Source organism: Janthinobacterium sp. PSPC1-1 (assembly GCF_049897625.1).
In the GTDB taxonomy this organism is placed as follows: Bacteria; Pseudomonadota; Gammaproteobacteria; order Burkholderiales; family Burkholderiaceae_D; genus Janthinobacterium; species Janthinobacterium tructae.
The window spans coordinates 118517-138767 of sequence record NZ_JAFCWP010000006.1 but is presented as its reverse complement, the minus strand read 5'-3'; the positions used below and the strand labels follow the sequence as shown (position 1 = coordinate 138767).

The following is a 20251-nucleotide window of genomic DNA, read 5'->3' as shown; positions in this document are numbered from 1 at the left end:
CTCTTAACTCAGCTCGGGCAGCGGTCCCGGATAGCCGATGGTGGCCCAGTGGGCGGCATCGGCGTACCAGGCGCCGAGGATCAAATCGTGCAGGGCCAGGTAGGCCGTCTGCAGGGTAGCCAGGCGGTGCGTACGCCACGACTGCAGGAAGGCGGCCACCTGGGCCGGGTCGGCCTCGGGCCAGCCATCTTTCACGCCGGCGACGAAGCGCCGCGCGGGCGCCAGCGCCAGCAGGCCAAACAAATCCTGCACTTCCTGCTGCGCCGCCAGGGGCAAGCCATGGATGGCCGTGTCCACGCCGGCGATGGCGCCGTCGAGGGCCTTGCTGCGCGCATCGCCCCCGTGCGGCAAGGCCTCGCCCAGCATGGCCGGCACGATGGCCGCCAGCGCCGCGCGCGCCGCGCCATCGAGCACGAAGCGGCCAGGCGCCGCCGGCCCCCGCAACGCGCGGTAGGCGGCGCCGCCGGCGGCCAGCGCACAGGCGCCCAGCACGCCCAGTTTCAGAAACGATCTGCGTTGCAATCCCATGTGTCCCCTTGTTTTGTACGGCCTTTTGCAAGCCAGTGTACGCCAAAGGCAGTGGGCGTTTGAACGCAAAAACTAGAGCGGCGCGTCTAGTTTGCGCGACTGGAACCACAGCAGCAGCATGGCCAGCAGCGCCGCCAGCGCGCCGCCGATGGCGATGCTGGGCAAGCCGAAAGCGACGATCAAGGTGGCGCCCAGCGCACCACCGGCGGCCGTGCCCGCATTGAAGGCCGCGATATTCAGGCCCGCCGCCACGGCGTCGCTGCCCGGGCAATGCCGTTGTGCCAGGAGCAAGAGGCGCATGGTCGACAGGGTCACGAGGGCAAAGAACAGCATGCCCAAAGTGCCGCACAGGGCCAGCATGGCCAGTGGCTGGTCGCGCAGCACATAAAACCCCAGCAGGTTGAGCGCCAGCGCGGCCAGGGCCAGCACGGTGGCGCGCAACGCGGAAGGGCGATCCGCGCACCAGCCGCCCAGCAGGTTGCCGCCGATGGCGCACACGCCAAAGCACAGCATGGCGGCACTCAGCCAGCCCGCATCGAGTCCGCCCAACTGCAGCAGGAAGGGCGAGATATACGTGAAAAAGCTGAAGGTGGCCACGCTGACCAGCGCCGCCACACCGGCCGTCAGCAGCAGGGGGGGCTGCAGGATGGCGCGCAGGCTGGCCAGGGCCGGCGTGGCAGCAAGCTGCTGGCGCGCGGCCGGCATGGCGCAGCGCAAGCCGGCGCCGCCGCACAGGGCCAGCACGCCAATGGCCATAAATACCCAGCGCCACGACGCGACGGCACCCAGCCACGTCCCCAGCGGCACGCCGCCGGCCAGCGCCAGGGTCAGGCCCAGCCAGACGATGGATAGCGCCCTGCCCGCGCGGGACGGGTCGACCAGGCTGGTGGCCGCATGCGAAGCGACGGCCATGAACACCCCATGCGCCAGGCCCACGGCAAAGCGCACACAAAGCAGCGCGCCCAGTGCCGGCGCCCCCTCCATCGCCACGCTGCCGGCCGCCAGCACGAGCATGGTAGCCACCAGAATCTGGCGCGTGGGGCGGCGCGCCAGCATGGCCGTCAGCACGGGAGCGCCGATGGCCGCCCCCAGCGCATACGCGGCGATGGCGCCGCCGGTCGCCGCCACGCTGGCGTGCAGGTCGCGCGCCATGGGCGACAACAAGCCGGCGGCGATGAATTCGCACAAGCCGAAGGCAAAGCTGCACAGCGACAGCCAATAAATAGAGGGAGGCAGCGCACGGCTGCGCGATGAAACGATGGACATGGCAATTCCCGACAATCAAAAACGCCATGCTGGCCCCTGGGCCATCATCTGTAAAATATCTTATTTATCTTAAAACGAGACGCTTGACGTCTCAATTTAAGTCTCATTGAGTGGCGGACAGCCGCAGTTGCGCCAGCAGACGCTCGCGCACGGGAGACGTGCGCTGCGGGTCCCAGGCCATGTACAGGTCGAGCTGGCGCAGCGGCTCGGGCGCGCTGCTTGCCAGCGGCAGCATGACCACGCCCGCTGGCGCGCAGACACCCAGGCTGGCCGGCAGCAGGGCCACGCCGAAACCGGCCGCCACCAGTCCCAGCACCGTTTGCAAGCGGCGCGCCTGCTGCACCACGTGCGGCACGAAACCCGCATGCAGGCACAGGCTGGCCAGCTGATCATGAAAACCCTGGCCCAGCGCGCGCGGCGAGGCGACGAAATCGTCACCGGCCAGCTCCGCCAGATCTACCCGCGCCTGGCCCGCGCAGCGGTGATCGGATGGCAGCGCCACGACGATGTCTTCACCGGACAGGCGCTCGAAGCGCAAGCCCGGCGTGCTGCGCCCCGGCGCGCGCAGCAGGGCGATATCAACCTCGCCCCGCTCCAGCCACTCGACCTGCTGCTGCGTCGACGCTTCGCGCAAGGTGAATTGCACGGCCGGTGAGGCGAGGCGGAAAGCGCGCAAGGCATGCAATACGTGGGCATACGGCGTGATGTGGATGAAACTCAGGCGCAAGTGCCCCTCGATGCCCTGCGCCACGCGGCGCGTGGACGCAACGCCTTCTTCCAGGCTGGCCAGCACCTGGCGCGCCGTGGCCAGGAAAGCATCGCCCGCTGGCGTCAGGCTGACCTTGCGATTCGTGCGCTCGAATACGGGGTAGCCCAGCAAGTCTTCCAGCCGCAGGATCGCTTGCGACAGCGGCGGCTGCGCCATGTGCAGCCGTTCGGCCGCGCGCCGGAAGTGCAGTTCCTCGGCGACGGCGATGAACTGGCGCAGCAGCCGCGTCTCGATCATGGGCCTTTTTTGGCTACCGCCAGGATATGCCGCGCGATGCCGCGCAGGATGTTGACTTCTTCCGTCTCCAGCCCCGTGCGCGAAAACAGGCGTTTCAGACGCGGCATCAGTTTTTTCGGATTGTCGGCATCGAGGAAATCGATGGCCACCAGCGCCTGCTCAAGATGCGCATACATGCCGTCGACCTGCGCCAGACTGGCCGCGTCGCCATGGAAACCGACGGGACTGGCGAGCTGCCCATCGCCGAGGGCCGCCACGCGGCATTCATAAGCGACGACCTGCGCCGCCTGCGACAGGTTCAGCGAGGAATATTCGGGATTGGCGGGAATGTTGATCAGCACATTGCACTGCTCGACGATCTCGTTGGGCAAGCCGAAGCGCTCGTTGCCGAAGATGACGGCCGCGTGCAAGTCTTCGCTGGCGGCCAGCTGGGCCGCGATGGCGCGCGGGGCGGTGACGGGCGGCGAGAATTCGCGCAATCGGGCCGACACGGCCGCCGCGTAATTGCAGCCTTCGAGTGCTTCGACAATCGAGCCGACGATGCGCGCGCCGGACAAAATATCTTGCGCGCCGCTGGCGAAGGCCACCGCTTCCGCATCCGTCAAGGCATCGGGGAAACGCGGGTTGACCAGCACCAGATCGGAAAAACCCATCGTTTTCATGGCGCGCGCGACGCCGCCAATGTTGCCAGGACGACTAGTTTCGACAAGAATAAATCGCAGGCGTTTGAAAAGAGACGTGTTGATTTCGGGCAGATTCATTTAAAATAGCGCTATTGCGCGGTATCGATACAGGAAATTTCGGGAAACGGAGTCACAAAACGCTGACGCCAGGCCGGGATTTTAACCACTTCGGCACCGCTCCGCTCTTTAATTCATTCTTGCACTCTATCGTACCGGCGCCGCAAGGCGGCCATGGGCGGTCGCGTGCTTTTAACGGAAGCTCACATGCACCCAATGCTCAACACGGCGATCAAAGCCGCCCGCCGCGGCGCCGCCGTCATCAATCGCGCCTCTTTTGACCTCGACCGCGTCGTCGTCACGGAAAAACAACATAACGATTTCGTCACCGACGTCGACCAGGCGGCCGAACAAGCCATCATCGAGGTGCTGTCCAAAGCCTACCCGGACCACGCGTTCCTGGCTGAGGAATCGGGAGCTTCCGCCAACTCGCACGACGAGAATGAATATCAGTGGATCATCGACCCGATCGATGGCACCACCAACTTTATCCACGGTTTCCCGCAGTACTGCATCTCGATCGCGCTCGCGCATCGCGGCGTCGTCACGCAAGCCGTCATCTACGATCCGGTACGCAACGACCTGTTCACGGCCACCAAGGGCGCCGGCGCCTACCTGAACGAAAAACGCATCCGCGTCACCAAGCTGGACCGCATTTCGAACGCCCTGCTGGGCACCGGCTACGTGGCCGGCAGCGCCCGCGCGCTGGACGAATACCTGAAGATGTACGCGATCATGGGTGAACGCAGCCAGGGCGTGCGTCGCGCCGGCTCGGCCGCGCTGGACCTGGCCTACGTCGCTTGCGGCCGCCTGGACGGCTTCTACGAAAAAGGCTTGAAGCCCTGGGATATCGCTGCCGGTGCCCTGATGATCACGGAATCGGGCGGCATCGTCGGTGAATTTTCCGGCGAATCGGACTACCTGTACAAGGGCGACGTCATCGCCGCCAGCCCGAAGATCTTTGGCCAGATGATCACCCTGCTGACACCTTTCGCCTGATTGCCAGACCCAAACTGATGTAAAAAAAGCTGCCGGAGGAAACTCCGGCAGCTTTTTTATTGCCTACAGGTATAGGTATAGCGATCAGTCGCTGACGGCATACGATGCCGACGTCAGGATGCCATTCGGCGTGCGTACCGTCACGGTCAACAAGCCGTTGTGCACGCTGTTCGGCTGGCACGCGGTGCCGATCTGGGTCACGTCGCTGATCATCTGCACGGGATAGATCCAGTTCGCGGAACTGGCGCTGTCCATGCTCGGCACGACAAAGCTGGCACCGCTGACGATGCTGCCATTGCTCGCCGAGAAGCTGATCGTCGTGCCGGCCGGCAGCGGATTGCCAGGCAAGTCGAACGCCCGCTTGGTGACATCCTTGCCATTGATCACAAACACGGTGTCATTGTCGTCGCGGATGGCGAGCTGGAAGGTGTGAACCTTGTTCTCGAACACAGTGCCATCGACGCACTTGTCCAGATCAATGGTGGCAGCGCCCAGCGGCGTGAAACGCGCCGTGCTGCCGGACAGCACCTGCACCAGTGCCTGGCGTATATGCACGGTGTTGGCGGCCGTGGTGTTGACGCTGGAGGCCGCGCGCAGCACGCCGTTGTACTCCTTGTCGCCCACGGCATTCCAGCTGCCGCTGCCATTCGAGTCGATATACGGTTCGCCATCGGCGCGCACGGCATTGCCCGTGCTGTAAGTGTCATCCTTGAAATTGGCATTGCTGCCAAGAATGGCGCGGTCATTGCGGAACGGCTCGCCCAGGTCGACATACGTCTCGTCATTCTCGAACAGATTATTGCCATTCGTATCAGCGAAACTTTCCTCGCCCAAGGCGTACGCCAGGATGGTCACGCGGCCGTCAAGCGGACGGGGGTTGCCGGGGCAGAAACGCACGCTGCACGAACCCGGTATGCCCTTCTGCGTGATCACCGTACCGTCCGTCAGGGTGGTGTTGACCAAGCCCGTCAGGCAAGATGCATCGACGGTGCCGCCTTCGGCCGTGAAGCTGACGGCCGTGCCATCGGGCACGGGATTGTGGAAGTGGTCGCCCAGGCGCGCCGTGATGGTAGCACCCGTCGGCGCGGTGCAGCCGGCATAATCCCGGCCTTCCGTATTGAACATGGACGTGCTCAAAGTAAAGCTGTCCTGCTCGGGAACGCCGGTGGACACCACCAGCTGGTCCGAGACCGTCGACAGGCTGGTGCCTTGCAGGGTGGCCGTGACGCGGATCGGCGTATTCACCGTGCCGGAAGCCACCGTGGTGCTGACGCTGCCATCGGCGCCGCTGGTCGATTGCGCCGGATTGAGGCTCAGGCCGCCGGCCGTGGTGTTGAGCGAGAAATTGACCGCTTTGCCGCTGACGGGATTGCCATTCCTGTCGAGTACCTTGAAGGTGACGATGGATGACTCTTGCCGGCCCGCACCGCCCGTGCCTTTCAGGGCGATGTTTTGCGGCAGCGCCGAGACAAAGCCGATCTGGCCGGCAGCGGCCGTCTGCACCGTCAGGGTGCCCGTCTGGCTCAAGGTGGTGGCATTGAAGACGGTGCTGGCCGTGATCACGTCGGGCGCGCCGCAGCCCTTGTCGATGTATGACGTGCTGGCCACGCCATTGACCGTATTCACGGGGCTGCTGATGGCCGCCTTGCCGGCTGCGGCGCAAGGCGAGCTGAAGACGACCGACTGTACCGGCGCATACACGGCCGCGCCATTCATCACCGTCACGCTCAGGCCAGCCGTGCCGCCCGCCGACAGGGTCGCCGGCACGACGCCCACGCCGCCCAGTGTCAGGGTCGGGAAGACCACCGTGTAATTGATATTCGACGTCAACACGCTGCCGTTCACCGTGGCGCTGGCCGTCAGCGCAAAAGCGCCGCTCTGGCTGCCGGCTGCGATGACGATGCTGGCCACGCCGTTCGCGTCCGTCAAGGCGCTGGCCGCACCCGGGGTGAAGCTGGCGCTCTTGTCGCTGCTGTTCAAGGTCAGCAAGACGCCCGGCAGCACGGCACCCTTGCCATCCTTCACGACGGCTTGCACGGTGGCGCTGTTGCCCGGGCTGACCGAGGTGGTCACCTTGCCGGCCCCGTCTTTCAGGCTCAGCGCCAAGGTCGCCGGTACCGGCACGACGGGTGTCACGGGAACCACCGGCGTGACGGGTGGCACCACGCAGCCGGGCAGGTTCGGATTGCGGCTCGGATCCAAGGTGCTGCAATCACTGCTGCCGGAACCGCCCCCACCACAGCCGGCCAGCAACGTCACTGCCGTGCCGGCAGCCAGACACAGCGCCCAGCGCGCCGGCACACCGCTACTCATCAATCCAGACATGTACTTCTCCCTGTTATTTTGCTGCTGATCATGTGTTACTGCTATCTTGTTCAAGCCTGGTCGCGTCCCAGAATCAGGCGGATGCCGGCGCCGCGCCCCTGGCTGGCGACGGCCACCAGTTGCATGGCCTCCCCCCGCTGCGCCAGGGCTAGACGCAAGGCGCCGGCCTGGCGTGCGTGGCCGGGGGCGTACAGGATCTGGCTGCGTTCCTGGCGAAAACCGGGCTGGTTGCGCAGCCGGCTGACCGCCATGCCCCGCGCCTGCACGCGCAAGCGCATCTGCGCCGCCATGCCGCGTATGCCATTGCCATTGATGATTTCGATCTCGGCCAGCGCCTCCGGCGCGACGGCCACGGCTGGCGCGGCTGGCGCGGCCGGCGCCAACGCCAGCTGCGCCGCCTGTACCAGTTGCAAGTTATTGCGCGCCAGTGCCGTGCCGCCATCGCGCGCCATGGCCTGCTCGAGCAAGCTGGACGCTTGCGCCAGCTCCCCTTGCAGGTAATACACATAGCCGAGATTATTCAGGGGCTGGGCAGCCTCGGGAAAGTCGCGCACCAGCACCAGCAGCGCCGTGGCAGCCTGTTCAAGCCGGCCCTGGCGCGCGTCGAGCACGGCCAGCGCATTGCGCGCCGCCAGTTGCTGCGGATCAAGGGCGATCGAGGCGGCAAAGGCTTCCGCGGCAAGCACCAGCTGGCCGCGTGCCTGGTAGAACTTGCCCAGTTCAAAATACGTGACGGCATTCTGGCCGGCGGAATGACTGATGCGCTGCACGCCCTGGACTTGCCACTGCGACGGAGCATGGCTGGCTGTGCAGCCCGACAACAGCAGGAATGCCAGCATATACAAGCCTGACATCCCGAACCTGCTCAATAGCGGCCTCATACCGCCCCCATCGCTGGCAGCAGGGCGCGGCGGATCTGCAGCAGGGCCGGCCCCATGAGCACCACCAGCAAGGACGGGAAAATGAAGAAAATCAGGGGGAACAGCAGCTTGAGCGCGATCTTCGCCGCCGTTTCCTCGGCCCTCTGGCGCCGCTTGGTACGCAGCTGGTCGGACTGCACGCGCAAGGAGGCGGCGATGCTGGTGCCGAAACGCTCCGCCTGTATCAGCAGGGTCACCAGCGCATCGACGTCTTCCACGCCCGTGCGCAGGGCCAGGTTGCGCAAAGCCTTATCCTTGGCGCTGCCGGCGCGCAGCTCCAGCGTCACCAGCTGCAACTCCTCGGCCAGGATCTCACTTTTCATGCCGATTTCCTGCGCCACGCGTGCCAGTGCCGCATCCATCGCCAGGCCCGCTTCGACGCAGACGGTCATCAAGTCCAGCGCATCGGGAAAGGTTTCGAAGATTTCGCGCTGCCGCTCTTGCAGGCAATGCTTGAGCCAGAAGTCGGGCAGGTAATAGCCCAGGGCTGCGGCCAGCACCAGCCACAGGAACAGCTGGTGGTCGCCATGGCGCAGCAGCAGATATGCCAGCAGCGGAAACAGCAGGGTCAGCCCCGTCTTGGCCGCATAAAACAGCGCTGGTGCGGTACTCTTGCGCCAGCCCGCATTGATGAAGCGGATGCGGATGGGCGACGTTTCCCAACCCTCTTCAGGCAAGGATAGCTTGACCAGCGGACGGGTCAGACTGATCAGGTGTCCCAGCCAGCGCTGGTTCATCCGGCCGGCCTTGCCGGTATCTATTTTCTGGACGTCCAGGGTATCGAGGCGCATTTGCACCGCGTTGCCCGCAAACAAACGCGCCAGCACCAGGACGATGCCGAACACGATCAGGAACAGCACCACCAACAAGCCTATCTGCATGCCGCTCATCGCGCCACCTTCCGTATAGTCAACTGCCTCATCTCATGGCCTCACACGCGAATGCGGATAATCTTGCGAATCACAAAGACGCCCACTACCAGCATGCCAAAGGCGCCCCCGACCATCTTGCGGCCACCGCTGTCCGTATACAGCACGGAAATGAATTCCGGGTTAATCACCTGCATCATCAGCGCGGCGACGAAGGGCAGCGAACCGAGCACCCAGGCGGACATGCGCCCTTCAGCCGACAGCACGCGCACCTGGCCCATCAATTTAAGGCGGTCGCGGATGATGGCGCTGATACTGTTCAGCAACTCCGTCAGGTTGCCGCCCGTTTCACGCTGGATCAGCACGGCGATGACGAAATAGCGCAGATCCGTACTGGGCACGCGCGCCGCCAGGCCCGACAGGGCATCGGACATCGCCACGCCGAAATTGACTTCGTCAAACACGGCGCGGAATTCATCGGCCAGGGGACCCGTCATCTCGTCGCCGACCATTTTCAGGGCCGTGGGAAAGGCGTGGCCGGCACGCATGGCACGGCTCATCATGTCCAGGGCGTCGGGCAACTGTTGCTCGATGCGCACCAGCCGGCTGGCCTTGGCGCGGGTCACGAGCAAGAACGGCAGCGCCGCGCAGGCAAGGCTCAGCAGCAGACGCAGATACCAGGGCAAGGGGCTGAGGCTGCCCAGCAGCAGCCCGAATAGCAAGCCCAACAGGCAATAGCCGAGCAGCTTGCCCACGTTCCAGTTCTTACCCGACTGCAGCAGCAAGCGATCCAGCCATTGCACGCCGGGTAGTCCCTCCAGCAAGCCCTGTACGCCCGCATGCGAGCTGAGCTGCCGGTTCTTGGTGATCGACACGGTCTTTTGCGCGTCGTCGCTGGCCGTATTCATCGCCAGCAAGCGGCGCGCCACGCGCCCGGCGCCGGCGCCGCGCGACTGCAGGTTGAAGTAAACGGCGCCGACCAGCAGCATGACCGCCAGGAAGATCAGCAGATACACCAGATACGAGAGATAGCCCATGCCGCGTCAGCGCCCGCTGCCGGTCGGCTCGAAGACCGCGCTGGAAATGCCGATGCCAAAACTCTTCAGGCGTTCCAGGAAATGGGGACGGATGCCGCTGGCCGAGAAATACCCGACGACCGCCCCGCTCTCCCCCACCCCCGTCTGCTTGAAACTGAAGATTTCCTGCATCGTGATGACATCGCCCTCCATGCCCGTGATTTCCTGGATCGACGTGACCTTGCGCTTGCCGTCGATCAGGCGCGACACTTGCACCACCACCGATATGGCCGAGCTGATCTGCTGGCGGATGGCCTTGCTGGGCAGGTTGGCGGCCGCCATGCTGATCATGTTTTCCAGTCGCGTGATGGCATCGCGCGGGGTGTTGGCGTGGATGGTGGCCATCGAGCCTTCATGGCCCGTGTTCATCGCGCCCAGCATGTCGAGCGCTTCGGCGCCGCGCACCTCACCCAGGATGATGCGGTCGGGACGCATCCGCAGGGCATTGCGCACCAGCGCGCGCTGCGACACTTCCCCCTTGCCTTCGATATTCGGCGGGCGCGTTTCCAGGCGCACCACGTGCGGCTGCTGCAATTGCAGCTCGGCCGCGTCTTCCACCGTGACGATGCGTTCGGTATGGCCGATAAAGCCGGAAATCACGTTCAGCATGGTGGTCTTGCCGCTGCCCGTGCCGCCGGAAATGAGGATATTCATCTTCGCCTTGCCCAGGCCCTGCAGCACCTCGGCCATCTCGGCCGTCATGCTGGTGTAGGCGACCAGGTCGGCCAGGCGCAGGGGATCGACGGAAAAACGCCGGATCGACATCACGGGCCCGTCGATGGCCAGCGGCGGGATGATGGCGTTGACGCGCGACCCATCGGGCAGGCGCGCATCGACCATGGGGCTCGATTCGTCGATGCGGCGACCCACGCGCGAGACGATCTTGTCGATGATTTTCATCAGATGCGCATCGTCATTGAACACGACATCGGTCAATTCCAGCTTGCCGCGCCGCTCGACATACACTTGCTTGTGGCCATTGACGAGGATATCCGACACGGTCGGGTCCGACAACAAGGTTTCCAGCGGGCCAAAACCGAGCATCTCGTTGCGGATGTCGCGCGTCAGGTTCTTGCGCTCGACATCATTGATGACCACGGCTTCTTCGTCGAGCAGGCGCTCGACCAGGCTGCGCAACTCGTCGCGGATCTGTTCCTGCGTCAGCCGCTGCATGCTTTCCAGATCGACGCGCTCGAGCAGCAGCGCGTGAATGCGCTGTTTCAGCTCGCGGTAACTGCGGTTGTCGATGGCCGGCGCGCGCTGCGGCGTCAGGGTAGCGATCTTGCCATTACCGAGACGCTCGCGGATCGACAGACTGGGGGCGGGAGAAGTTGCCATGAGAATTCCTGTTCGAGTGGTGTTAGGCGCGCCGCAGCATACGACTCAGCCAGCTCTGCGGCACGGCTTCGGCGCTGACGCCCGTCAGGCTGGCGGCAAACTCCTGCAGCGAGCGCGTGATGGGGCTGTTCTTATCGAGCTGCAAGATCGGCATGCCCTGGTTGACCGATGCGGCGGCCGACGCATAATGATTCGGCACCGTGCGGTCGATCGTGGTGCCATACGCCGCCTCCAGGTCCTGCAGGCGGATTTCACCGCCCTTGTCGTGCCGGTTGACGATCAGGCGCACCTTGTCCTTGTCGTACTCCAGCGAACGGAACATGCCCAGCAGGCGCTTGCCATCGCGGATGTACGGCAAGGTCGTTTGCAGGATGGGGAAAATCAGGTCCGCGTGGTCGAGCGCGCGCACGCTGACCGCATCGAGGTTGCGCCCCACGTCGAGCACCACGAAATCATACTGGCGCCGCGCCAGCTTGATGATGGCGTCGATATGTTCGGGCAGCACTTCGCTGGCGTGGGCCGGGTCTTCCGGTGCCGCCAGGACGCTGAAATTGGGCAGCACATTGAGCATGCTCGAAGCGAGGAACGACGGGTCCAGGCGGTGGATGTCGCGCGTCACATCGGCCAGGGTGGCCAGCGGCTTGCTCTCGGAGACAAACAGCGAGGCATCGCCGAAGTGCAGGTTCAGGTCCAGCAGGGCAACACGCTTGTGGCCGCTGGCTGCCAGGGCATAGCCGAGGTTGGTGGCGATGAAGGTGGCGCCACTGCCGCCCTTGCAGGAAATGAAAGCCAGCACCTTGCCATTGCCATTGTCGCGCCGCTCGAGTTTTTCCTCGATGCGCTCGAGCGCCGGGTAGATGCTGGCGGCTGCGGCCGGCGACGGCAATACTTCGCGCACGCCGGCACGCATGGCTTGCAGCAGGAATTCCGGCGACTGCTGCGGACACAGCAGGATAACCGCCAGGCGCGGAAACTGATTGCTCAGGCGCTCGATGGCGGCCAGATCGGCGCCATCGTTGCCGGGCCGGTCGAACATCAGCACATCGGGCAGCTCTTGCGCCGAATACAGTTGCTCCAGCGGTCCGCTGCGGGCGTCGACGTCGTCCGCCGGATTGCGGTTGCCGACCAGGCGGCCCAGCTCGGCCAATGCTTTTTCATCTCGGGATATGATGGCGATTTTCACGATATGCCTTGCCTGTTCTGTGATAACGGTGACATGTTCATTGGCGTCCGAGACTGATCGTCATGCCGCCCGATTGCGGCACCGGCGCGCTGAACGACTTCTGGTACTCGTTGTAGCCCGCCACTGCCGCCTTGCCATCGAGGCCAGTCACCGGGTCACGGTTCAGTCCCGCCTGCGGATTGATCACTTGCTGGGCACGCAGCAAATCGACGCTGCGGCCAAAGTTGCGGTCGAAGTGCGGCGTGGTGGTGCAGCCGCTGGCGGCAAACGACGCCAGCAGCACGCACAGGAGGGAATGGAATGGAGGACGCTGCATGCTCACTCTCCTATTGAATGTCGAAGCCGGTCGCCGCTGCGGCGCCCGGTTGTTTGTCGGCGGCAGGCTGCGGCTGCCTGGCGTCGCCTTCCATCTTTCCTTGCAGGAAAAACTGCGCGCGGCTAGGTGCCACATAGGCATCGGTCGGCAGCACGTAGTCGCCGGCCAGCGGCTTGACCAGGTGCGGCGTGATGATGAACACCAGTTCGGTGCGGTCAGTCTGGAAATCGCTGCTGCGGAACAAAGCGCCCAGCACGGGAATCTCGCCCAGCATCGGCAGCGCCTTGATATTCGTGGTCACGTTGTTCTTGATCAAGCCGCCGATGGCAAAGCTCTGGCCGTCGAACAATTGCACGGTGGTGGTGGCGCGCCGCGTGGTAAACGCCGGCAGGATGGCGCTGCCAGCGGTGCCGCCCGTGCTGATGCCGATGCCGTCCTTGTTGAGTTCCGACACTTCCGGCGCCACCTTCAGGTTGATGCGCCCGCCATCGAGCACGGTGGGCGTGAACTTGACGGCGATACCGAATTCCTTTTCTTCCAGGGTGATCTTGTTGGTGGCGCTGTCTTGCGAGACGGGGATGTAGATCTTGCCACCAGCCAGGAAGCTGGCCTCCTGGCCGCTGATGGCCATGATGTTCGGTTCGGCCAGCACTTTCACGAGGCCGTCGCGCTTTTGCGCATCGAGCGTGAGGAAATTGCCGTTTTTACCATTGAAACCATCGATCATGCTGGGGTTGCCACTCAACAAGTTCGACAGGAAACTGTAGGTCCAGTTGCCGCTGCTGGCGCGCGCGCCGATGCTGGCGCCCAGCTGGTCGACGAGGGTTTTCGAGACCTCGGCAATTTTGACTTCCAGCATCACCTGCTGCGGCGCGGCGATGGTCAGCATATTGATCACGCTCACACCGGCGGCGCCAGCACCGGCGGCACCGGCAGCAGCGGGCGCTGGCATCACACCCGCTGTCGCAACGGGCGCCGCCGCTTCGCCGGCGCCACGCTGTGCGAACGCCGTGGCCATGGCCATGATCTGGCTGGCCTTGACGGCATCCGAGACCATGCCCGTCAGCACGATCGCGCCGCCGGCCGAGCTGGCCTTGAGATCTGTTTCACGGGGAAACACAAGCGCCAGCTGCGCCTGCAAGCCATCGGCATCGACACCGACTTCGATATCGACGATCACAGGACGGTGATCCTTGTCCCACAGAATCAGGTTGGTGCTGCCCGGTGCCAGGCCCCAGATATACAGCTCGCTGGAACTGCCCAGCAACCTGGCGCCCGCCACCTTCGGATCATTCACGGCGATCTGCGAGACGGCACGCGTCAGGCTGCGCAAGGTCGACTTGCCAACAGACAAGCGGATCGGCGGACCCAGCCGGGCGATATCGGCCCCCAGCGACAGCGGGGCTGCCTGACTGACGGCGTCCACCTTGCGCACGGCGGGCGCGGCGCTGGCGCCGGGCTGCCACAGCAAGCTTGCCGTCAAGCCACTCAGGGCCAGGGCCAAGGTCAAGCGGGGCCTGACGATACGGGTACGAAATGAGGTCATCAACTATCCCTGGTTCTGAAATTTTTAAAATTGCTGGACACGCGTGTCCATGCCCGTGATCACTTTGACGCTCTCGGCCGGTGGTGCGGGAGCACGCGGCGCCTGCCGCGCTGGCGCTGGCGCAGCCGCACGCGGCGCGGCGACCGGCACCAGCGGCTTGAGTCCCAGCAGCGATTCCTTGGTGGCGCCGCCCGTGTTGACGGGCGCCGGATCGATCTGGTTGCGCAGCACCAGCGACAAGGTGCCCACGCTGCGCGCCAGGTCGAGCTTTTCCACCTGGTCCGGCGTCAATTCCAGGGTGACGGCATTGACCACCTTGGGCTTGTTGTCGTCGCGGTTCGATTCCTGCGCCACGGCCAGCACCAGGATGCGTTCGAGCACGATCTTGGAAATGGCCAGTTCGGCGCCACCGCTGGCCTTGGCGCGGTCATCCTGGGTATTGACGAGGATGTCGACAAAGTTGCCAGGCAAGGCAAAGCCCGCCACCCCGACCACATCGTTGACGCGCACGGTCATGGCGCGCTTGCCGTCGGCCACGATGGACGACAGGCCGCCACTCGTACCCGGCGGCGCCAGTTTGCTTTCCAGCACAGGTTCGCCCAGGCTGATGGCCGTGCGCGTGATGCGCCCGTCGAGCGCCTTGCTGTCGGCAAAGGCACCGGGCGGCTGCGCCCCTGCGGGCCAGTCCATGCTGCGCAACATGAGCGGAGTGATCTTCGTGCCCACGCCGATATCGACCAGGGCCACGACGATCTTCTGGTTCGACGGCGTGCTCTGGCCGCCCATCCAGATCGCCGCCGTCAGCACGGCGGCACCGGCCAGCACCAGGGCCAGCAGCAACATGAGTAAAGCACGGGTATTTCGCATCGTTTTTCCTCTGACTTCAGCTTGATTTCGGTTCACGCCGCTCTTGCACGGCCATGTCATCGGCGCCATGGCGCTGATTCGCACCGGCAAAATAGTTATTCCAGGCCCAGTCCAGCACCTGCTCGTTCAGTTGCACCGCCGTGCCCTCGTAGCGCGCCAGGTCGCGTACCTGGCGCAGCAGGTCGCGCGGATAACAGGCCAGCAAGGGCGTCGCACCGCGCGCATGGCGCTGCAACAGGAAGGCAAAGGCGGCGGCGTCGAACTCCACGCCGTAGGCGGCACAGGTTTGGCGAAACACTGTTTCGTAATGCGCTGCGCAGAGTGCCGGCACTTCGATCTTGTAGCCCAGGCGGCGCAGGAAGGCCGCATCCGACAGGCGCTCGGGCAGGAAATTCGAGGAAAACACCACCACCACGTCGAACGGCACCTGGAAGGTGTGCCCGTTGTGCAGCGACAGGTAGTCGATGGCGCGGTCCATCGGCACGATCCAGCGGTTCATCAGTTCCAGCGGCGAACAGCGCTGGCGCCCCAGGTCGTCGATGATGAAGATGCCGTTGTTGGCCTTCAGGTGCGGCGGCGCGCGGTACAAACGCGTCACGTTGTCGAAGCGCAGGTCCAGCATTTCCAGGGTCAGCTCGCCCCCGGTGAGCACGGCCGGACGGCGCACGCCGCGTACCCAGCGCGCGTCGAGCTGCACGGCGCGCTCGATGCCGGCCGGCGCTTCCGGCTGCTGCGCCGCCGGCAGATGCAGCACCGGGTCATAAAAGGGCACGACTTCGCCATCGACCATGATGGCGTAAGGCAGGGCAATGGCCCCTTGCAACAAGTCTTGCAGGCGTTCGGCCAGATACGTCTTGCCACTGCCGGCGGCGCCATAAATGAAAATGGCGCGCCCGGAATTCATGGCCGCGCCCAGTTGGTCGAGCACGGCAGGATTGACCACCACGCCGTCGAAGCTGGCCTGTACCTGCGGGCGCGTGACGTGCATGTTGGCCACGCTTTGCGCCGCCACCTGCGCGTTGTAGGCGGCCAGCGGCACGGGGCATGGGCCCGCATAGGCATTGCGCGCCAGGCACTCGAGGGCACGCTGGCGGCCGCTGTCCGTCAACTGGTAGTGGATATCGGCATCCGTGCCGCTGGCGCCACGGCGCATGACTTCGCACATTTTTTCCTGCCGCATGAAAACGATCACGGGATCGAGTACGCCCAGGCCCAGCTTGACATAGCTGGCCAGCTCGGGCAGGTGCAGCTGTCCCCGCTGGAACAGCACCTTCACCAGCAGTTCGACCAGGAAAAAGAAGGGCAAGCCTGTCTCTTCGACGGTGCGCGGGGCACGCTGGGCCGCTGGCGCGGCAAGCAGATCAGCAGGCATGGGCACAGGTACAGAAGACGCCATGGATCATGCGAACTTTCTCAGCTGGCCGCTGGCAGCCAGCAGCAGATACAACAAGGTACCGCTGGCAATGGCGATGGCATAGGGCAACTGGCCGCTGGGCTTGGCAGGCGCATCGATATCGGGCCGTTGCGTAGCGATGGCGCGCATCAGGCTATTCAATACCAGGTAATAGCTGTTGCTCGCAACCTGGCGCAGCGTGCCGTGGAACGCCGCCACGGCCAGCGCCAGCACGCCGCCCGCAAGCAGGCTGCTCAGCAGGCAAAAGAAGATGCTGTGCGGGCCGACAAAAGCGCCCACCATCGCCATCAGTTTCACGTCGCCGGCGCCCAGCGCCTTGATCGCGTACATCGGCATCAGCAGCGCCAGGCCCAGGGCCAAGCCACCCAGGGCCGGCCAGAAGCCGAGCGCGCCGGGCGCGGCCGTCAACAGTCCTGCACCGGGCGGCAACAGCGTATTGAGCAGGAGTCCGGCCAGCGCACCGGCCAACACCAGGCGGTTCGGAATGCGGCGGCTGCGCACGTCGTGGTACACGGCCAGCAGCAGCAGAACGGCCAGCAGGACTGCCGGCGACCAGCTCAGGAAAAGATCGGTGTACATGAATTATCCGGCACAGGAAGGACAAGGACTCGGTACAAACAAAAATGGCCCGGCGCCATGCAATATGATCCGGGCCATCACAGTGGCAAGTACACGCTTGGCGTGCGGCTTGCCCTGATCCATATGCTTAAGGAGTTCCGGCAATCTTTTTGGCAATATTGGTAAACACGGTCGAGAGGTTGGTGCCGATCGAGGTCACGGACACAACGATCACGGCAGCGATCAGCGCAGCGATCAGGCCGTATTCGATCGCGGTAACGCCATCTTCTTCAGCGATAAAATTTTTGATGAAATTCATGATTAATCCATTCAGAGTAAGTGTTAACAACGTCATGTGGGACTGCTGATGCAAGCAGTAAATTGCTCACTTATGAACCCTTGCATATAGCCAGCAGCGCAAGCAGGAACACTACGGCCATCAGCGACAGCAGCAAAGCATGTTCGAAAAATGAGTTACCACTTTGATCTTGCAAGAAATACGCAAGCTCACCCGTCCCACCATCGTTCAAGCGCATTTCCAGCTCCTGTCACCGTTCGCATTTTCAGTCTGGCTAACTCAGCGACAATCACCGATTGCTGATAACGGTATTGTATGGAAAGACACATTGATACTAATCAGACAAAAGTCATTTTATTGCCAGTACAAAAGAGCCTATTTTCCTGCACGGCATCAGTACATTTGTAATGGCATCAGCATTCCTGGGGCGCCGCCATCCCGTTCTTCACCGCGTAGACATACAGTTCCAGGCGGTTGGCAACGTCCAGCTTGCTGTAAATCGATGTCAAGTGATTGCGCAAGGTTTGCTCGGAAATGAAAGCGCGCTGCGCGATGGTCTTGTTGAGTGCCCCATTGCCTTCGACCATCATGGCGACTATCTTGCGTTCCTTGAGGGTCAGCTGGGCAATGCGCGCCATTTCGGGATCGGGCGGCGCCGGCGCTGGCGCCGGCTTGATCAGCGCTCCCAGCAGACTGCCCAGCAAGGCCTGGTCCAGGCACAATTCGCCCCGATGTACCCTGGCAATGGTATCGATCACCTGCTCCGCCGCCGCCTCCTTGCCGATCACGCCGCGCGCGCCGCTGCGCACGGCGCGGCCCAGCACCTCCTGGTCGCGCGTGCCGCTGAACATCACCGCCCGCGTGACACCATTGGCCAACAGCGCGGGGACGAAGTCGACGGAACACACGCCGGCGAGGTCCACGTCCAGCACGACAATATCGGGGCGCAAGCTCTCGGCAAGCTCCAGCGCGCCGCCTATCGTGCTGGTGCTGGCGACCACCTGCATTGCCGGTTGCGCCTCTTCCAGCAGTTTTTCCAGTCCCCACAACATGGTTTTATGATCATCAACCAGCATGACGCGGATGGGATGCAAACTTGACATACGATGGCCTTTAACGGGTCAGCCGTGACGCTCTTGCCGTCAGACTGGAATTTCAATATGCACGGCGGTGGCGCCATCAGCGCCTTGGCTGACCTGCACCCGACCGCCCAGCGCCATGGCGCGTTCAGCAATAGAGGCAGGCATGAACTCGACGCGGGACGACGTTTCGCCGGCATTCTCTATCGAGATCGACAAGGCATGCGCATCGCAGACGAGTGTCACGCGGCCCTCGCGGGCGGTGGTGTGCTTGCGGATATTGCTCATGCCTTCATTGACGATCTGGAATACTTCGGCTGCCAGCCGGTCGCTGAGATCAAACGCGCTGTCCGAGACGATCTCGATGGTGATGCCAAAAAACTTCTTGAGCTGCTCCGCCTGGCGCCGCAACGCCACCAGCAAGGTCACCTGTTCCCGCTCCGCGCCGCCGCGCACCGTCTGCGCCATCCGGCGCAGGTCGCCAATCACCTGGCCACTCATGTCGATCAGCTGGTCGAGATCGGCCAGCAAGGGGCTGTCGGCGGCCGCCTTGGCGCGCAAGGCGCTCAAGCCATGGCGCAGGCCGATATACGGCTGGATGGTCGAATCGTGCAAGTCGCGCGCAATCTTTTGCCGCTCGCGGTACGCCGCGCCGGAGGCCAGCTTGTCGAGAATGGCGATGTTTTCAATCAGGGGGAACACTTGCGCCACGATATGCAGCAGGAATCTGGCGTCGGCCCGGGTCAGCCGGTTCTTCGCGGAGATCACGTAGATGCGGCCCAGTCCCTTATGCAAAGGCAGGGGCACGCTGATGAAGGAGCGCGCATCGAGCAGTTCGGCCAGCGCCGCGCCCTGCGGCCCATGCGCATCGAGCCGCTGCCACTTCGCACTGCCGCGTTCGACTCCCGTGAGCACGCTCGCCAGTCCCAGGCGCGCGCGCAACGACGGCGCGTACAGCACGCTCTGGCTGGCATCGAACACCATCAGCGGCGCCACCGCGGCTTCGCTCAGCTGGCTAACACGCCCCGCGTGTCCGCCTCTCTCTTCGAGCGCCGTACGCAACTGCCACTGCGCTGCATCGCCCTCGCGCATGACCAGGATACAGCTGCTGGCGTCAAAAAAGGCACGCGCTTTCTGCAAGACCGACGCCACAGTGTGGTCGACGCCAAAGCGGGGATTCGATTGCTGGCTGACCTCGCGCAACAACGCCAGGCGGCGCTTCTGCAACAGCCCCAGGCCACCCCAGTACGCAATCATGTAGCCGAGCGCCATGACAAAAGTCGTGCGCAGCAACAGGTGCGAAATAATCAGCTCAGGGGTCGACGCCACCGATGCCAGCACCAGCAGAACACAGGAGGCAAGCGTGATGCGCGCGCCTTCATCGAGTCCGCGCTGAAACGATGCCGCCAGGATGACGAAGAAAAAGAAAGGGAAAAAATAGCTTTCGACGCCGCCGGTACCATACACGATCAGGCCGCACCACAGCACGTCGAGCCAGCATATCACCTTGCCATGCACTACCGGATGCTTGAAATAAAGAAAAACAAACAGCACTGCGCTATGCAGAACGTATGAACACAGGATCAACCAGGCCAGCTGATTCGGCACACCCAGCTTGCCCGGGTTGATGATCAGCGTTAATAAGGCCGTCACCGACAGCAGCAGGCGCATGCCAGAGATCATGATCAAATCTGCATGATCGACCATTGGCAATGCCGTATCGGCATTCGGTTCCTCTTGCAGTTGTTGCTGTTGCAGCATGCTGATTTATTCACTTTTCAAAAACACCTTCGCCTGGATCGACAGGACAATGGTTAATTATTTTTTAATTTCTCAAGCCTCCGCATCTTACTCTCAGGAACGTTAGTCAGGGGTATGGCGTATTCAATTAACTACATTAATTACAAGAAACTTGATTTATAT

General features: G+C 63.5%; 20 protein-coding genes. 1 reads left to right on the top strand and 19 read right to left on the bottom strand.

Annotated elements, in window-relative coordinates; all coding sequences use genetic code 11:
* Positions 1-3: 3 nt before the first annotated feature.
* The 4 genes from ACP7EG_RS19500 to ACP7EG_RS19485 form a co-directional block, all read right to left on the bottom strand.
* Positions 4-528, bottom strand: a complete 525-nt coding sequence (locus tag ACP7EG_RS19500; protein WP_071078589.1) for a hypothetical protein — start codon at positions 526-528, stop codon at positions 4-6.
* Positions 529-600: 72 nt separating this feature from the next.
* The gene (locus tag ACP7EG_RS19495) at positions 601-1794 is read right to left on the bottom strand and encodes an MFS transporter (protein ID WP_426088940.1); all 1194 of its coding nucleotides are present in this window, start codon (positions 1792-1794) and stop codon (positions 601-603) included.
* A gap of 103 nt (positions 1795-1897) precedes the next feature.
* Complete coding sequence (locus ACP7EG_RS19490) at positions 1898-2800, bottom strand: LysR substrate-binding domain-containing protein (RefSeq protein ID WP_426088939.1); 903 nt, start codon at positions 2798-2800, stop codon at positions 1898-1900.
* Complete coding sequence (locus ACP7EG_RS19485) at positions 2797-3561, bottom strand: RNA methyltransferase (protein WP_426088938.1); 765 nt, start codon at positions 3559-3561, stop codon at positions 2797-2799. The genes ACP7EG_RS19490 and ACP7EG_RS19485 overlap by 4 nt, the downstream gene beginning before the upstream one ends.
* Positions 3562-3756: 195 nt before the next feature.
* On the opposite strand from ACP7EG_RS19485, the gene ACP7EG_RS19480 reads away from it, so the two are divergent.
* Positions 3757-4539: an inositol monophosphatase family protein gene (locus ACP7EG_RS19480; protein WP_035826389.1), complete on the top strand. Its 783-nt coding sequence runs from the start codon at positions 3757-3759 to the stop codon at positions 4537-4539.
* An 84-nt stretch (positions 4540-4623) separates the two neighbouring features.
* On the opposite strand, the gene ACP7EG_RS19475 is transcribed toward ACP7EG_RS19480, so the two are convergent.
* The 15 genes from ACP7EG_RS19475 to ACP7EG_RS19405 all read right to left on the bottom strand — a co-directional run bounded on the left by ACP7EG_RS19475 (position 4624) and on the right by ACP7EG_RS19405 (position 20089).
* Positions 4624-6864: an Ig-like domain-containing protein gene (locus ACP7EG_RS19475; RefSeq protein ID WP_426088937.1), complete on the bottom strand. Its 2241-nt coding sequence runs from the start codon at positions 6862-6864 to the stop codon at positions 4624-4626.
* A 50-nt stretch (positions 6865-6914) separates the two neighbouring features.
* Positions 6915-7718, bottom strand: a complete 804-nt coding sequence (locus ACP7EG_RS19470; RefSeq protein WP_426088936.1) for a LytR C-terminal domain-containing protein — start codon at positions 7716-7718, stop codon at positions 6915-6917.
* A gap of 23 nt (positions 7719-7741) precedes the next feature.
* On the bottom strand, positions 7742-8674 hold the full coding sequence (locus ACP7EG_RS19465; protein WP_426088935.1) for a type II secretion system F family protein: 933 nt from the start codon (positions 8672-8674) through the stop codon (positions 7742-7744).
* 41 nt (positions 8675-8715) lie between these two features.
* Positions 8716-9690 carry a type II secretion system F family protein gene (locus tag ACP7EG_RS19460; protein ID WP_426088934.1) on the bottom strand — a complete coding sequence of 325 codons (975 nt, stop codon included), beginning with the start codon at positions 9688-9690 and terminating at the stop codon, positions 8716-8718.
* A 6-nt stretch (positions 9691-9696) separates the two neighbouring features.
* Complete coding sequence (locus ACP7EG_RS19455) at positions 9697-11043, bottom strand: CpaF family protein (protein WP_426089118.1); 1347 nt, start codon at positions 11041-11043, stop codon at positions 9697-9699.
* A gap of 46 nt (positions 11044-11089) precedes the next feature.
* Positions 11090-12250, bottom strand: a complete 1161-nt coding sequence (locus tag ACP7EG_RS19450) for an AAA family ATPase (RefSeq protein WP_426088933.1) — start codon at positions 12248-12250, stop codon at positions 11090-11092.
* A gap of 37 nt (positions 12251-12287) precedes the next feature.
* Positions 12288-12566, bottom strand: coding sequence for a pilus assembly protein (locus tag ACP7EG_RS19445; RefSeq protein WP_426088932.1), 279 nt, complete (start codon positions 12564-12566; stop codon positions 12288-12290).
* A 10-nt stretch (positions 12567-12576) separates the two neighbouring features.
* On the bottom strand, positions 12577-14112 hold the full coding sequence (locus ACP7EG_RS19440) for a type II and III secretion system protein family protein (protein WP_426088931.1): 1536 nt from the start codon (positions 14110-14112) through the stop codon (positions 12577-12579).
* A 24-nt stretch (positions 14113-14136) separates the two neighbouring features.
* Positions 14137-14979 carry a Flp pilus assembly protein CpaB gene (gene cpaB, locus ACP7EG_RS19435; protein WP_071078605.1) on the bottom strand — a complete coding sequence of 281 codons (843 nt, stop codon included), beginning with the start codon at positions 14977-14979 and terminating at the stop codon, positions 14137-14139.
* Between the two features lie 16 nt (positions 14980-14995).
* On the bottom strand, positions 14996-16351 hold the full coding sequence (locus tag ACP7EG_RS19430) for an ATP-binding protein (RefSeq protein ID WP_426088930.1): 1356 nt from the start codon (positions 16349-16351) through the stop codon (positions 14996-14998).
* 27 nt (positions 16352-16378) lie between these two features.
* A complete protein-coding gene (locus ACP7EG_RS19425; RefSeq protein WP_426088928.1) occupies positions 16379-16972 on the bottom strand; it encodes an A24 family peptidase in 594 nt (197 codons plus the stop codon).
* A gap of 127 nt (positions 16973-17099) precedes the next feature.
* Positions 17100-17270 carry a Flp family type IVb pilin gene (locus ACP7EG_RS19420; protein WP_426088927.1) on the bottom strand — a complete coding sequence of 57 codons (171 nt, stop codon included), beginning with the start codon at positions 17268-17270 and terminating at the stop codon, positions 17100-17102.
* A 70-nt stretch (positions 17271-17340) separates the two neighbouring features.
* Entirely contained in the window at positions 17341-17487 is a 147-nt protein-coding gene (locus ACP7EG_RS19415) for a hypothetical protein (protein ID WP_165829357.1), read from the bottom strand.
* A 175-nt stretch (positions 17488-17662) separates the two neighbouring features.
* Positions 17663-18352 (bottom strand): response regulator, encoded by a 690-nt coding sequence (locus ACP7EG_RS19410; RefSeq protein ID WP_426088926.1) that lies wholly within the window; start codon positions 18350-18352, stop codon positions 17663-17665.
* 39 nt (positions 18353-18391) lie between these two features.
* On the bottom strand, positions 18392-20089 hold the full coding sequence (locus ACP7EG_RS19405; RefSeq protein WP_426088925.1) for a sensor histidine kinase: 1698 nt from the start codon (positions 20087-20089) through the stop codon (positions 18392-18394).
* Between the last annotated feature and the right edge of the window lie 162 nt (positions 20090-20251).